This is a genomic window from Pseudomonas sp. CJQ_9, assembly GCF_043106615.1.
GTDB classification, from domain to species: Bacteria; Pseudomonadota; Gammaproteobacteria; order Pseudomonadales; family Pseudomonadaceae; genus Aquipseudomonas; species Aquipseudomonas juntendi.
Window position 1 is genome coordinate 1 of record NZ_JBICMS010000063.1, and the last position, 14,894, is coordinate 14,894.

Sequence of the window (14,894 nt, forward strand, 5' to 3'; positions counted from 1 at the left end):
CTTGTGTCGCGAAAGGGGCGCGAAGCGGCCCCAGGATTTCAGCTTCGCGTCGAAGATTGCCGGGGCCGCTGCGCGGCCCTTTCGCGACACAAGGCCGCTCCTACAAATTTGAGGTGCCAGCTTTCAACGGCGGTGATGCCAGCCCTGGCGCTAAAGAGCCATCAGACCGAAGGCTGAGCCAACGGCGCTGGCGTGGTCCACAAACTCCCCAGGTTCTGCAGCAACGAACCAGCAATCCCCTGCTGCCCCAGGTACTGCAGCAACAACGGCGCGAACTGCCCGATCATTCCGGTATCCATGCCCAGGGCCTTGAAGGCATTGTCCAGGTCGCTACGGTTCTGCACGTCGTTACCCAATGCCTTGTCCAAAGCCGACTGGCTACCCTTGTTGCTGCCCAGCAAATCCCCCAAGCCACTTAGCCCGCCCAGGGCATTGGCGCCCGACAACAGGTCCAGGCCCGGTACCGCCTTGGTCAGCTGGCCATAGTCCTCGCTGCTCAGGCTGTTGCGTGCCAAACCCAGCATGGCCCCCGCCCCGCCCACGGCCTGTTCGGGGGTGATGTTCAACTGGCTGCCCAGGGTGTTGAGCAAATCGGCCTGCGCCTGGGGCGCCTGTACCCGGCCTTGCTGTTGCTGGTTCTGCATGGCGGATACGGCGTTGGCGGCGTCGCTGAGGTTGAAGGCGAACACCGGGCTTGCGGCCAGGGTTAACAGGGTTGCCAGGGTGAATGCTTTCATCGGGAGGGACCTCGTTGGCCGGGATGGCCTGGGAAACGAGCTTTTTGACTGGAGATTCGGGGGTTTGTTCCGACCCGGCTGTCGACCAATTTTGTCGTCCACCTCAGTGCTTTTGACCTGTTAAAACTGCTAGTTGTGATGGGTTTACGGACCGCGCAAAGTGCCGATACAGCAACCAATACTCCGGTCACCATCATGAGTACCCCTTCCACCAGCAAAAACGCACAGGGTCTAGCACCTCAGCGAAGCCTGCATTTTTATAAAAATGGTCATTTGGCAACAGAAGTAGCCACGCTGGGCAATCGTCACGTGTTATGGGCAAATGACGTGGTGCTGGCTCAACTTGATCAATCGCAAACAGCGAAAGTGCTTCGAGTTGACTTTGCTAATTCAGTCCTAGGATCCGCATCTGGTTCAGCGGTGTATTCACCCTACGGATATCTGGCTACGGAAAAATTGCAAGCGCTGCTTGGATTCAACGGGCAGTGGTGTGATTCCCGTACTCATGGTTACCCCCTGGGTGCAGGACGTCGACTATACAACCCCGCACTGATGCGTTTCTGCAGCATTGATCCATTGAGCCCATTCGATAAAGGTGGGCTGCACCCAGCTGCTTACTGTGGAGGTGACCCTATTAACCGCACGGACCCGAGCGGTCGCTTCTTCCAACGGATTCGGAAGTTATTTGCCCCTACCCCCACCCCACCCGCCACGTTCGCAACGATCGCAAACCTAGCCGATAATAAACTAGTTAGTATTGCCTTTGATATCCCACTGATACATAAGCCACGGGCTTATACGCCTCCGCCAAGTAAAAAGCCGTTCCTAGACGGTTGGTTGGGCGTTTACAAAGATAGCGACTATACAAAGGTGCCTTTCGATGGGGATGAATCCATATCTAGGAAACCCCAATCAAAGCAAGTTTCCGTGACCCCCCGAAAAAAACCAAACCGCCCCCCCGAGCACTCAGAGGGCGGTTCGCAAGCAGATCTCGGTACCGGCATAAGTAAATCTGGTATAAGAGACGACTCAAGGCTTGCTGCTACAGGAATACTCATCTTCAGTGGTGCTATTGGCGCCGTCGGGGGTGCCATTTATTACATGTCAGAACGAATCAGAAATGATTAAGCCCAGTCTTTGCCAGGCTAGTGTAATAGCGGGCAGAAAGGGCCAAGCTGATTTGGACCTTGCGGCGAAATTCAACAACGCGCCTATGGCGACAACATTTTCCGTTTTTTCCACTTACCTGTAGGACGTTTCTGAATTACAGTCACAAGCCGCTTAAGCCATTGCGATGATCTGGGCTGGGCTCTAGTCTCGGGCGGTCGCTGCGAAATCAGCGACCGGCTTTGACAGGCCGCACTCGTCAACCACATGGCTTTTGCCGTTATGGCAGCTGTGCATGGGGCACTCATGTGCGCCGGGTTTTGGTTGACCTACCGGTCTGTCAACCCATGTACAGCTGCCTCCTTCTTGTTTGACAGCAGACCGGTGGTGGCATCACTTAGAGGTCATCCAGCATGCTTAAGATCGTCCCCGATCCACCCCACACTTATCATTCCCTAGAAGACACACTCATCCAGGCCGCGGAGTACGCCCTGTGCGCGCAAACGGTCGCGCAGCAGGCGGTGCTGCTGCAGCCCAAGTCGCCAGGCTCGGTACTGATCATGGCGACGATGCATGAACTCGAGGCGTTGCGAGCACTGCTTGAAGCAGCCTTGATCCAGGTCCAGTTGCCTTCTGAGCCGCGGACGTTGCATTAAGGGCTTCAAGCCTTGCGTTGCCTGAGCTGGCCTCTTCGCGGCTAAAGCCGCTCCCACAGGGATTTGCGCTCGGCTTTGCGCCTGTGACGAACCTGACCTGTAGGGGCGGGTTCACCCGCGAAGCGGCCGGAACAGGCGCAGCCAATCTCAAGGGAATAAACAATGACAACAGAAAACACCAAACCCAATACAACCGTTGGCAAAACCGTGTTTTACCAAGGCGAAAACAAGACCCACGCGTTGTTCTGCATCGCCCCAGGCATCCCTTGCCAGGATGCACGAGAACAAGCCTCGGAACTGATGGGCTATGTGCGGGATTTGACCATTGACGGCCTGATGGACAACAAACCGCAGTTGCTCTGGGCTTCACATTACCTGAGCGCGTTGGCCAAGGCGCTGATGGATGATGCTGAGTTGGGGATGATGCGCTGAGTGATGGGTTGGCAGGGCTGGCCTCTTCGCGGGCCCGCCCGCTCCCACAGAAACCGTTATTTCTACCAGTATCGAAATTGGGGCAATTGTTCAAAATGGCGTGACCTCCCGCAGACGTTAGGCCAGACATGAACAAAGCCCAGAGCGAAATCCATCCAGAAAGGCGTAACTATTCGGCCTACGGTCACAGTTCAGTACTGCAAACCAGTAAGGCGGTACTCGGCTTCAACGGAGAACAACTGCAGCGTGCCACCACGAGCTACCACCTCGGCAACGGCTACCGTTCATATAGCCCTTTGTTAATGCGGTTTTGCTCACCTGACAGCTGGAGCCCATTCGGAAGAGGTGGGCTGAATGCGTATTGCTATTGCGAAGGAGATCCCGTGAACAGCGCGGACCCTAGCGGGCGAGCACTTGTGTTCTTGAGCAATGGGCAAATCATGCGCGTCAAGAAAAATATGGCAAGCCAGGCAGGCCGGTGGCTTGGGCCTTCTACGCTCAAGAGAACAACTTCGTTGCCGTCGCTCAATTACCATTCTGCCCCAAATCAAGCCAGACGAGCCTCATTCACTGGCACCAGCCCTATGTCCGAACAACCATCGGCCCGTTCAACGCTCACTAAAACAGTAGCCCTTTCAGCGCGTACCACCACTCCATACTGATAACCCTCCACCACCAGTTGAGTGGGTAACGGTGGATGCAAGGCATGAACCGCTGCTAGTTGCCTCAACAACAGGCGCGAAACCCACAGCCACAATCAACCCGATTCAATCCACACAAGAGTCGAATCGGCAACTACGACAGGATATCTCCCCGTCATCATCAACCACCACTTCCAGCGATTCGACCCCGTCCCATAGCAGATCAGCGAGCCCAACGCCTCCAGCTCTGTCTTATCATGTGCAAGGTGCCGCCAGGCTCCGTGAAAACCCAAACTATAGCCGAAGACATGATCCGTCATCCTGGCACCATTAGCGCGGCATCTCGCCAGCATTCGCCATGCGGTATCAGTGAGCTCGGGGGCCGGGTAGACATTAAAACTATTATTTCTGCCAGTATCAAAATTCCTGCAGCTGTTCAGAATAGGCTTCAAGCAGCTCCCATTCATCCACTGCGGCAGGGACTTGAACCATGAGCAAAGCACCGAACAGCACGCTTTTTTTCTACCAGGACGACAAGCTCGTTACCGTAAAAGAAGGCGATAAGGGTCGCACCATCTTGCGCATTGCGGAACAACCGCTGGCAGAGCTGAGTACAGACGACACCAAAGCCGGCGGCCCGCTGGCAACCGATCAGATGGGCTCGGTGCTTGCCGTGCAAGGCTCAGTCAAGCAGCCATAAAAAAGAGCCCCTCAAGATGAGGGGCTCTTTGTTACATCACGCAATCAAGCAGCGCCCCACATCTTGTGCGGGTCGATCACAAACTTCTTCGGCACCCCGGCATCAAACTCGCCATACCCTTCCGGCGCCTGGTCCAGGTTGATCACCTGCACGCCCACCACTTCGGCAATGTTGATGCGGTCCCACATGATCGCCTGCATCAGCTGGCGGTTATACTTCATGGTCGGGGTCTGGCCGGTGTGGAAGCTGTGCGACTTGGCCCAGCCCAGGCCGAAGCGGATGCTCAGCGCGCCGATCTTGGCGGCAGCGTCCACCGCGCCCGGGTCTTCGGTCACGTACAGGCCCGGGATACCGATGTTGCCGGCTACGCGGGTAACCTGCATCAGCGAGTTGAGTACGGTGGCCGGGGCTTCGTGCTTGGCACCTTCATGGCCATGGCCGCGGGCCTCGAAGCCCACGGCGTCAACGGCGCAGTCCACCTCCGGCTCGCCGAGGATATCGACGATCTGCTCGTGCAGCGGGGTGTCCTTGGACAGGTCGACCACTTCAAAGCCCTGTGACTTGGCGTGGGCCAGGCGGGCCGGGTTGAGGTCGCCGACGATGACGCAAGCAGCACCCAGCAGGCGCGCCGAGGCAGCGGCGGCCAGGCCGACCGGGCCGGCACCAGCGACATACACGGTGCTGCCTGGGCCTACGCCGGCAGTGACGGCGCCGTGGTAGCCGGTTGGCAGGATGTCGGACAGGCAAGTCAGGTCACGGATCTTCTCCATGGCCTTGTCGCGCTCGGGCAGTTTCAGCAGGTTGAAGTCGGCGTAGGGCACCAGCACGTACTCGGCCTGGCCGCCGGTCCAGTCGCCCATGTCGACGTAACCGTAGGCACCGCCGGCGCGGGCCGGGTTGACGGTGAGGCACACACCGGTGTGCATCTCTTTGCACGAGCGGCAACGGCCGCAGGCAACGTTGAACGGTACCGAAACCAGGTCGCCGATCTGCATGCGCTCGACGTCGCTGCCTTTCTCGACGATTTCACCGGTGATTTCATGGCCCAGAACCAGGCCGACCTGGGCAGTGGTGCGGCCGCGGACCATGTGTTGGTCGGAGCCGCAGATGTTGGTGGAGACCACCTTCAGGATCACGCCATGCTCGATTTTCTTGCCGCGTGGGTCCTGCATTTTCGGATAGTCGATCTTCTGCACCTCGACCTTGCCGGCGCCGAGATATACCACTCCACGATTGCCAGACATGCTCTTACCTCGCTTGATTTTTATTTATGCAGCGGTGGTTGAACGCGCCGCCATCCTTGGGCGGCATGTGTTTCTGGATGAGGGGAATTGTGGGCCTGATGGGGCCGGGTGCACTGACTGGGAGCGACAGGGAGATGCCATTTAGCGGCAGGTTTGTCGTTGGAAGGTATGGGGGGCAAACAGAGGTGGTGGCCTGTGGCGGCCTCTTCGCGGCTAAAGCCGCTCCTACAGGTAAAGCACAGCCTTTGAGGCCTGTGATATCCCTGTGGGAGCTGGCTTGCCGGCGATCACCGGCGTAGCCGGTGCCATACACCGCGTCGCCTGCTTCGCGGGCTTGCCCGCTCCCACAGGTACTGCGCTGGCTTTGAGTTCACGCAGTACCTGTAGGAGCGGCTTTAGCCGCGAAGAGGCCGGCACAGGTCATTACAGAACTACAGTCCGGTTGGCGTTGAGGAACACCCGCCGCTCGATGTGATACCCCACCGCCCGCGCCAGGGTCAGGCATTCGATGTCGCGGCCCTTGGCGATCAGGTCTTCCGGGTAATGGCTGTGGTCCACCACCTCGACGCCCTGGGCAATGATCGGCCCTTCGTCGAGGTCGTTGTTGATGTAGTGCGCCGTGGCACCGACCATCTTCACGCCCTTGTTGTAGGCCTGGTGATAAGGCTTGGCGCCCTTGAACCCGGGCAGCAACGAGTGGTGGATGTTGATCGCCCAGCCGTCCAGGCGCCGGCACAGCTCAGGCGACAGCACTTGCATGTAGCGCGCAAGAATCACCAGCTCGGCGCCGGTTTCCTCGATGACCTGCAACACCTTGCGCTCTTGCCCAGGCTTGTCCTTGGGGTCGAGGGCAAAGTGGTAGTACGGGATCTTGTGCCAATGCGCCAAGGGTTCGAGGTCGGGGTGGTTGGACACCACCGCGACCACGTCCATGCCCAGTTGGCCAATGCGTTGGCGATACAGCAGGTCGTTCAGGCAGTGGTCGGCCTTGGACACCATGATCACCACTTTGGGGCGGTGATTCGGGGCGGTCAGCTCGAACACCATGCCGAACGCTTCGCCGCGCTCGGCAAGGCCGGCGCGAAAGCCGGCTTCATCGAAATCGTCCGGCTGGCGAAACTCCACGCGAATGAAGAAACGCCCCGACTGCCGGTCGTCGAAGGAGTGGTGCTCCGTCACGTAGCAGCGCTGCTCGAAGAGGTAACGCGTCACCACGTCGACGGTGCCGAGCATGCTCGGGCAGTCGGCGGTGAGAATCCAGGTATCCGGTGCCCGACTCATGTTCTGCGCTCCTTAAGCCTCGATGCTCAGGCCGTACTCGGCCGAAGCGTCCTGCAGCCACAGCCACCAGTAGTCGGCGAAGCTGCGGCGAATCACCAGTTCCCAGGTGTCTTCGGCGGTACGGCGGATCACCAGTTGCGACTTGGCGAACACGGTGCCGACGGCCTTGCCCACCGGGAAGTTGTTCGGGTGAACATCATAGCTGGTGGACTTCATCAGCACTTCACGTACATGGGGGCCGCGCAGTTCCAGCAGGCTTTGCCCGCCGCTCACATTGACCACCTGGATGTGCTGGCCTTCGAGGGCTGCACGCAGCTTTTGCTCGACCGCCAGTTCCTGGCCGCCAGGCACGATCAGCAGCCACTCATCGGGGCCGACCCATTGCAGCGACATGTCGCCGTTGGCCACCACGGTCAGTGCTACAGGCAACTCCAGGCCCAGGGCCTTGTGTACACCCGCGGCGAATTCCGGGTCATGGCCATCGCCGCGCAGGGTCAGGTGGCCCAGAAACTTCTTTTCGCGCAGGGTTACGCCTGCGTTCTTGCGGCCTTTGCCAACCAGGCTGGCCAGGTCGGCGTGGTGCAGTGGCGACTGGGCCTTGGCCTCGGCGCCGGGGTTTTGCTGGAAGACGTTGATAGCGCTCATTTCTTACCTGCCTTGAATTCTTGTTCGTCGATGCGACGCCGCTTTTGTGTTGGGGCTACCGGCCTCATCGCCGGCAAGCCAGCTCCCACAGGGACCTCACCAACCTTCAAAACTGCATCGATCCTGTGGGAGCTGGCTTGCCGGCGATTGGGCCTGGCCTGCCCCCACAGGGCCCGGAGTCAAACGTTCTGCCGCTCACCCTTCGGATCGAAGAACACCGAAGACACGATTTCCGCCTCGATCACGCTGCCATCCGCCTGCGGCGAGTAGACGCGCTCGCCCATGCGCTTGAGGCCGCCTTTGACCACGCCCATGGCGAACGAGTAGCCCAGCGAGTTCGACGCATAGCTGGAGGTCACGTGGCCAACCATGTCCATCGGGATCGGCTGCTTGGGATCGAATACCAGTTGGGCGCCTTCCGGCAGCCACTTGGTCGGGTCGATCGGCTTCAGGCCCACCAGCTGCTTGCGGTTTTCACGCACGCAGTCTTCCCGGTTCATGCCACGCAGGCCGATCCACGAGAACGGCTTGTTGCGGCCCACGCACCAGCTCATGTTCAGGTCGTCCGGGGTCATCGAGCCGTCGGTGTCCTGACCGACGATGATGAAGCCCTTCTCGGCGCGCAGAACGTGCATGGTCTCGGTGCCATACGGGGTCAGGTTGTACTTCTTGCCCGCCTCGATGATCTGTTCCAGCACGCCCATGGCGTAGTTGGCCTGCACGTTCACTTCGTACGACAGCTCACCGGTGAACGAAATACGGAACACACGGGCCGGTACCCCGCCTACGTTGCCTTCCTTCCAGGTCATGAACGGGAAAGCTTCCTTGTCCATGTCAATGTCGGTCAGCTCGCTGAGCAGCTTGCGGCTGTTGGGGCCGGACAGGGTCATGGTGGCCCAGTGGTCGGTGACCGAAGTGAAGTACACCTTCAGCTCTGGCCATTCGGTCTGGTGGTACAGCTCCATCCACTGCAGCACGCGTGCAGCGCCGCCGGTGGTGGTGGTCATGATGAAGTGGTTGTCGCCGACGCAGGCGGTTACGCCATCGTCGAAGACCATGCCGTCTTCCTTGCACATCAGGCCGTAACGGGCCTTGCCCACGTCGAGCTTGGTCCAGGCGTTGGTGTAGATGCGGTTGAGGAACTCACGGGCATCCGGGCCCTGGATGTCGATCTTGCCTAGGGTGGAGGCGTCCAGCAGGCCCACGCTGTCACGCACGGCCTTGCATTCGCGGGCCACGGCAGCATGGATATCTTCACCGGCCTTGGGGAAGTACCACGGGCGCTTCCACTGGCCGACGTCTTCGAACTCGGCGCCGTTCTTCACGTGCCAGGCATGCAGGGCGGTGAAGCGTACGGGCTCGAACAGGTGACCACAGTGGCGGCCCGCTACCGCGCCGAAGGTGACCGGCGTGTAGTTGGGGCGGAACATGGTGGTACCCATTTCCGGAATGGTAATGCCGATGGAACGGGCGGCAATGGCCAGGCCGTTGATGTTGCCCAGCTTGCCCTGGTCGGTACCAAAGCCCAGCGCGGTGTAGCGTTTGACGTGCTCGACCGACTCGAAACCTTCACGGGTGGCCAGTTCGATGCCGGCGGCGGTCACGTCGTTCTGCTGGTCGACGAACTGCTTCGGCCCTTTGGTGCCCTTGTCGTGCGGTACCAGGAACAGCGCCACGGTGGCCTCTTCCTTGCGCGCAACGGTTTTCGGCAGGGTGCCAACGGTGGCCTTGAAACCGGCTTCGGTGGCCGCGCGAACGCCGCCTTCGAAACCATCGGCAATCACATCGCCCAGGGCGTAGACGCCGTTGATGCCACCCACGCATTCGCGTTTTTGCGACGCATCGCCCGGTACGAAACCGAGGATGTCGTCACGCCATACCGGGCGGCCGCCCAGGTGCGATGCCAGGTGAACGATCGGGCTGTAACCGCCCGACGAGGCGATCAGGTCGCACTCGAGGGTTTCACCAGGGCTGGTGACCTTGTGCGCCTGCACATCGATCGCCGCCACACGGGCGCCGGTCACGTGCTTGCTGCCCTTGGCCTCGATCACAGCACTGGAGGTAAGGATACGAATGCCTTTGGCACGCGCTTCTTCAACCAGCGAACCACGTGGGTTGTGGCGGGCATCGGCAATGGCGACCACTTGCAGGCCGGCATCGTGCCAGTCCAGCGCCGCGCGGTAGGCGTGGTCGTTGTTGGTCGACAGCACCAGCTTACGGCCCGGGGCCACGCCGTAGCGGCGTACGTAGGTGGACACGGCACCGGCCAGCATGTTGCCCGGCACGTCGTTGTTGCCGTACACCAGCGGGCGCTCGTGGGCGCCGGCAGCCAGTACCACGCGCTTGGCGCGCACACGGTGCACGCGGTGGCGTACCTGGCCGATCGGGGCGCGGTCGCCCAGGTGGTCGGTGAGGCGCTCGTGAATGGTCAGGAAGTTATGGTCGTGGTAGCCGTTGACCGTGGCACGTGGCAGCAGGGTCACTTCCGGCAGGCCTTCCAGCTCTTTGACCACGGCGCTGACCCATTCGGCGGCAGGCTTGCCGTCCAGGGTTTCGCGGGTATCGAGCAGGCTGCCGCCGAACTCTTCCTGTTCGTCGGCCAGTATCACCCGGGCACCGCTGCGCGCGGCGGCCAGTGCTGCTGCCAGGCCAGCAGGGCCGGCACCGACGATCAGCACGTCGCAGTGCTGGTTCATGTAGTCGTAGCTGTCCGGGTCGTTCTGCAGCGGTGCACGGCCCAGGCCGGCTGCCTTGCGGATGTACTTCTCGTAAGTCATCCAGAACGATTTGGGGTACATGAAGGTTTTGTAGTAGAAGCCCGGCGGCATCATGCTGCCGCCGACCTTGCCCAGGATGCCCATGACGTCGTTGTTGACGTTCGGCCAGCCGTTGGTGCTGGTGGCGACCAGGCCTGCATACAGCGCCTGCTGGGTGGCACGCACGTTGGGGATCTGCGTGGCTTCGCTGGAGCCGATCTGCAGGATGGCGTTCGGCTCTTCGGTGCCGGCGGCGATGATGCCGCGGGGGCGCGAGTACTTGAAGCTGCGGCCAACGATGTCGACGCCGTTGGCCAGCAACGCGGCGGCCAGGCTGTCACCGGCATAACCCTGGTAGGTCTTGCCGTTGAAGGTGAAGTTCAGGACCTTGCTGCGGTCGATACGGCCGCCGCTGGCGAGGCGATAGGTCTGGCTCATACTTTTTCCCCTTGGCCTTTGACGGCGGACGGTGCGCTGGCAGCTTTACCGTTGGCGGTCACTTGCGGCTTTTCGCCAATCTTGTAGGTTTCCAGAATTTCGTAGGTCACGGTGTCGCGGGTGACGTTGAAGTACTGGCGGCAGCCGGCAACGTGGTCCCACAGTTCGTGGTGAATACCGCGTGGGTTGTCACGGTAGAACATGTAGGTACCCCACTCCTCGTCGGAGCAGGCGGCCGGGTCCAGCGGGCGGGCGATGTGCGCCTGGCCAGAGGCGTGGAACTCTTCTTCGGAGCGCAGCTCGCCGCAGTGGGGACAGAAAATATGCAACATGACGGTGTCTCCGGTTAGTGGGCGACGGCGGCGGCGCCGTGTTCGTCGATCAGTGCGCCATTGTAGAAGCGGTCCATGGAGAACGGCGCAGCCAGTGGGTGCATTTCGCCCTTGGCCAGGCTCGCGGCAAAGACGTTGCCCGAACCCGGGGTCGCCTTGAAGCCGCCAGTACCCCAACCGCAGTTGAAGAACATGTTCTTGACCGGGGTTTTGGTGATGATCGGGCAGGCGTCCGGCGAGGTATCGACGATGCCGCCCCATTGGCGGTTCATGCGAACGCGCGACAGGTTGGGGAACATTTCGACGATGGCTTGCAGGGTGTGCTCGATCACCGGGTACGAACCGCGCTGGCCGTAACCGACCCAGCTGTCGATACCGGCACCGATCACCAGGTCGCCCTTGTCGGACTGGCTGATGTAGCCGTGTACGGCGTTGGACATGATCACGCTGTCGATGATTGGCTTGATCGGCTCGGATACCAGGGCTTGCAGCGGGTGCGATTCCAGCGGCAGGCGGAAGCCGGCCAGCTTGGCCATGTGCCCCGAGTTACCGGCGGTGACCACGCCGACGCGCTTGGCGCCGATGAAGCCCTTGTTGGTTTCCACACCGATGACGGCACCGTTTTCCTTGCGGAAACCGATCACCTCGGTTTGCTGGATCAGGTCCACACCCAGGGCGTCGGCGGCACGGGCATAGCCCCAGGCCACGGCGTCGTGACGGGCCACGCCGCCGCGGCGCTGCACGGTGGCGCCAAGGATCGGGTAGCGGGTGTTCTTCGAGCAGTCCAGGTACGGGATTTCGGCCGCGACCTGGGCGGTGTTCAGCAGCTCGCCATCCACGCCGTTCAGGCGGTTGGCCGACACGCGACGCTCGGAGTCACGCATGTCCTGCAGGGTGTGGCACAGGTTGTACACGCCGCGCTGGGAGAACATGACATTGTAGTTGAGGTCCTGGGACAGGCCCTCCCACAGCTTCATGGCGTGCTCGTACAGGTGGGCCGACTCGTCCCACAGGTAGTTGGAGCGCACGATGGTGGTGTTACGGGCAGTGTTGCCACCGCCCAGGTAGCCTTTTTCGATCACGGCCACGTTGGTGATGCCGTGCTCCTTGGCCAGGTAGTAGGCCGTGGCCAGGCCATGGCCGCCACCACCAACGATAACCACGTCGTAGACCTTTTTAGGGGTCGGCGTGCGCCACATGCGCTGCCAGTTCTCGTGGTGGCTGAGGGAGTGCTTGAAAAGGCCGAAGCCCGAATAGCGTTGCATTGTCGTTTACTCCACTCAGCGGTAAACAGGGAAATCAGCGCACAGTGCCGCGACGTTCTTCGCCACATCGGCTTCCACGTCTGCGTCACCGAGGTTGTCGAGGATGTCGCAGATCCAGCCGGCCAGGGCCACGCACTGGGCGACCTTGAAGCCGCGGGTGGTGACGGCCGGGGTGCCGATGCGCAGGCCCGAGGTAACGAACGGAGACTGCGGGTCGTTCGGCACGGCGTTCTTGTTGACGGTAATGTGAGCGCGGCCCAGGGCTGCGTCGGCATCCTTGCCGGTGAGGCCCTGACGAATCAGGCTGACCAGGAACAGGTGGTTGTCGGTACCGCCGGACACCACGTCATAGCCGCGGTCGATGAACACCTGGGCCATGGCCTGGGCGTTTTCGATCACTTGTTGCTGGTAGGCCTTGAAGCCAGGTTCCAGGGCTTCCTTGAAGCACACGGCCTTGGCGGCGATCACGTGCATCAGCGGGCCGCCCTGGGCGCCCGGGAAGACCGCGGCGTTGAGCTTCTTCTCGATCTCTTCGTTGGCCTTGGCCAGGATCAGGCCACCACGCGGGCCACGCAGGGTCTTGTGGGTGGTGGTGGTGACCACATCGGCGAACGGGATCGGGTTCGGGTACAGGCCAGCGGCGACCAGGCCTGCCACGTGGGCCATGTCGACGAACAGCAGTGCACCCACTTTGTCGGCGATGGCGCGGAAGCGCGGGAAGTCCAGGGTCTTGGAGTAGGCCGAGAAACCGGCAACGATCATTTTCGGCTTGTGCTCGACGGCCAGGCGCTCGACTTCGTCGTAGTCGATCAGACCAGTGTTGGTGTCGATGCCGTATTGCACAGCGTTGTACAGTTTGCCCGAGGACGACACTTTGGCGCCGTGGGTCAGGTGGCCGCCGTGGGCCAGGCTCATGCCGAGGATGGTGTCACCGGCCTGCAGCAGGGCCAGGTAGACAGCGCCGTTGGCCGACGAGCCGGAGTGCGGCTGGACGTTGGCGTAGTCGGCGCCGAACAGTTGCTTGGCGCGCTCGATGGCCAGGGCCTCTACCTTGTCGACGTGCTCGCAGCCGCCGTAGTAGCGCTTGCCTGGGTAGCCTTCGGCGTATTTGTTGGTCAGGCCGCTGCCTTGGGCCTGCATCACGCGCTTGGAGGTGTAGTTTTCCGAGGCGATCAGCTCGATGTGGTCTTCCTGGCGCTGCTCTTCGGCATTCATCGCCGCCAGCAGTGCATCATCGTAACCCTGGATCTGGTCTTGCTTGCTGAACATCGTGTATCTCCCGGCAGCGATCGTTTTTTGTCGTGGGGCACTGCGGCCCTTTGTGGCGATGTTATGACTGGGCGGGGGAGGTCAGATGCCTGCGCACGCCTTGCAATGGCGCGTTTACGACATTCGTTTTTTTGCCGTTGCTGCCGGCCTGTTCGCGGGCATGCCCGCTGCCACAGGTTGGCGGTGTTCTGAGGGTTTGAGGTAACCCTGTGGGCGCGGGCTTGCCCGCGAAGCGGCCAGCACAGGCAACCCAGCAACCGACTGTTGCACAGCTTGTATAGGCAACCGCCGAATCGATGGTTTAGAGTGCTGATCTGCGTCGTTCACAGGACAGTAGTGTCATGACAGACAAGAGCCAACAATTCGCCAGCGACAACTATTCCGGCATCTGCCCCGAAGCCTGGGCGGCGATGGAGAAGGCCAACCACGGCCACGACCGCGCCTATGGCGACGACCAATGGACCGAGCGCGCGGCCGAGTACTTCCGCAAGCTGTTCGAAACCGACTGCGAAGTGTTTTTCGCCTTCAATGGCACTGCTGCCAACTCCTTGGCCCTGGCCTCGTTGTGCCAGAGCTACCACAGCGTGATCTGCTCCGAGACCGCCCACGTCGAAACCGACGAATGCGGCGCACCCGAGTTCTTCTCCAACGGTTCCAAGCTGCTGACCGCAGCCAGCGTGCACGGCAAGCTGACGCCGGCGTCCATCCGCGAAGTGGCGCTCAAGCGCCAGGACATCCATTACCCCAAGCCCCGCGTGGTCACCATCACCCAGGCCACCGAAGTCGGCACTGTCTACCGCCCCGACGAACTCAAGGCAATCAGCGCCACCTGCAAGGAACTGGGCCTTAACCTGCACATGGACGGCGCGCGCTTCACCAATGCCTGCGCGTTCCTGGGCTGCAGCCCGGCGGAGCTGACCTGGAAGGCCGGCGTCGACGTGCTGTGCTTTGGCGGCACCAAGAACGGTATGGCGGTGGGCGAGGCGATCCTGTTCTTCAACCGCCAGCTGGCCGAGGACTTCGGCTACCGCTGCAAGCAGGCGGGGCAGCTGGCGTCGAAAATGCGCTTCCTGTCGGCGCCGTGGGTGGGGCTGCTGGAAGGTGGCGCCTGGCTGCGCCACGGCAGCCACGCCAACCAGTGCGCGCAGTTGCTGGCCACGCTGGTCAAAGACGTACCGGGGGTGGAACTGATGTTCCCGGTGGAGGCCAACGGGGTATTCCTGCAAATGCCGGAGCACGCCATTGAAGCACTGCGGGGCAAGGGCTGGCGGTTCTATACCTTCATTGGTAGCGGTGGGGCGCGGTTCATGTGTTCGTGGGATACCGAGCAAGAGCGGGTGCGTGAGCTGGCGGCGGATATCCGCAGCATAATCACCGCCTGACAGATTGCA

General features: G+C 61.3%; 14 protein-coding genes. 6 read left to right on the forward strand and 8 right to left on the reverse strand.

From position 1 onward, the window contains the following. Positions 1–161 precede the first annotated feature (161 nt). Entirely contained in the window at positions 162–737 is a 576-nt protein-coding gene (locus tag ACF8SD_RS11640) for a DUF2780 domain-containing protein (protein WP_392484399.1), read from the reverse strand. A 195-nt stretch (positions 738–932) separates the two neighbouring features. On the opposite strand from ACF8SD_RS11640, the gene ACF8SD_RS11645 reads away from it, so the two are divergent. From ACF8SD_RS11645 to ACF8SD_RS11665, 5 genes are all read left to right on the forward strand, one after another. Continuing rightward, positions 933–1,865, forward strand: a complete 933-nt coding sequence (locus ACF8SD_RS11645; protein ID WP_392484400.1) for an RHS repeat-associated core domain-containing protein — start codon at positions 933–935, stop codon at positions 1,863–1,865. Positions 1,866–2,257: 392 nt separating this feature from the next. Beyond that, positions 2,258–2,500 (forward strand): hypothetical protein, encoded by a 243-nt coding sequence (locus tag ACF8SD_RS11650; RefSeq protein WP_115293272.1) that lies wholly within the window; start codon positions 2,258–2,260, stop codon positions 2,498–2,500. A gap of 162 nt (positions 2,501–2,662) precedes the next feature. Further along, positions 2,663–2,932: a DUF3077 domain-containing protein gene (locus tag ACF8SD_RS11655; protein ID WP_392484401.1), complete on the forward strand. Its 270-nt coding sequence runs from the start codon at positions 2,663–2,665 to the stop codon at positions 2,930–2,932. Positions 2,933–3,060: 128 nt separating this feature from the next. Continuing rightward, positions 3,061–3,594, forward strand: coding sequence for an RHS repeat-associated core domain-containing protein (locus ACF8SD_RS11660; protein WP_392484402.1), 534 nt, complete (start codon positions 3,061–3,063; stop codon positions 3,592–3,594). Between the two features lie 469 nt (positions 3,595–4,063). Then, on the forward strand, positions 4,064–4,273 hold the full coding sequence (locus tag ACF8SD_RS11665) for a hypothetical protein (RefSeq protein ID WP_392484403.1): 210 nt from the start codon (positions 4,064–4,066) through the stop codon (positions 4,271–4,273). 44 nt (positions 4,274–4,317) lie between these two features. Here ACF8SD_RS11665 and fdhA read toward each other — a convergent pair whose 3' ends face one another. The 7 genes from fdhA to ACF8SD_RS11700 all read right to left on the reverse strand — a co-directional run bounded on the left by fdhA (position 4,318) and on the right by ACF8SD_RS11700 (position 13,503). Further along, positions 4,318–5,517, reverse strand: a complete 1,200-nt coding sequence (gene fdhA / locus ACF8SD_RS11670) for a formaldehyde dehydrogenase, glutathione-independent (protein WP_009683378.1) — start codon at positions 5,515–5,517, stop codon at positions 4,318–4,320. 423 nt (positions 5,518–5,940) lie between these two features. After that, positions 5,941–6,798 carry a formyltetrahydrofolate deformylase gene (gene purU, locus ACF8SD_RS11675; protein WP_009683377.1) on the reverse strand — a complete coding sequence of 286 codons (858 nt, stop codon included), beginning with the start codon at positions 6,796–6,798 and terminating at the stop codon, positions 5,941–5,943. A 12-nt stretch (positions 6,799–6,810) separates the two neighbouring features. Next, positions 6,811–7,443: a sarcosine oxidase subunit gamma gene (locus tag ACF8SD_RS11680; protein ID WP_115293268.1), complete on the reverse strand. Its 633-nt coding sequence runs from the start codon at positions 7,441–7,443 to the stop codon at positions 6,811–6,813. 179 nt (positions 7,444–7,622) lie between these two features. Then, a complete protein-coding gene (locus ACF8SD_RS11685) occupies positions 7,623–10,637 on the reverse strand; it encodes a sarcosine oxidase subunit alpha (protein ID WP_392484404.1) in 3,015 nt (1,004 codons plus the stop codon). Then, positions 10,634–10,969, reverse strand: coding sequence for a sarcosine oxidase subunit delta (locus ACF8SD_RS11690; RefSeq protein ID WP_009683373.1), 336 nt, complete (start codon positions 10,967–10,969; stop codon positions 10,634–10,636). The genes ACF8SD_RS11685 and ACF8SD_RS11690 overlap by 4 nt, the downstream gene beginning before the upstream one ends. Positions 10,970–10,983: 14 nt before the next feature. Then, positions 10,984–12,234, reverse strand: a complete 1,251-nt coding sequence (locus tag ACF8SD_RS11695) for a sarcosine oxidase subunit beta family protein (RefSeq protein WP_173887341.1) — start codon at positions 12,232–12,234, stop codon at positions 10,984–10,986. Between the two features lie 15 nt (positions 12,235–12,249). Beyond that, on the reverse strand, positions 12,250–13,503 hold the full coding sequence (locus ACF8SD_RS11700; RefSeq protein WP_085626188.1) for a serine hydroxymethyltransferase: 1,254 nt from the start codon (positions 13,501–13,503) through the stop codon (positions 12,250–12,252). Positions 13,504–13,844: 341 nt separating this feature from the next. Here ACF8SD_RS11700 and ACF8SD_RS11705 point away from each other — a divergent pair, with 341 nt between their 5' ends. Beyond that, positions 13,845–14,885: a low specificity L-threonine aldolase gene (locus ACF8SD_RS11705; RefSeq protein ID WP_173887340.1), complete on the forward strand. Its 1,041-nt coding sequence runs from the start codon at positions 13,845–13,847 to the stop codon at positions 14,883–14,885. Positions 14,886–14,894: the final 9 nt, after the last annotated feature.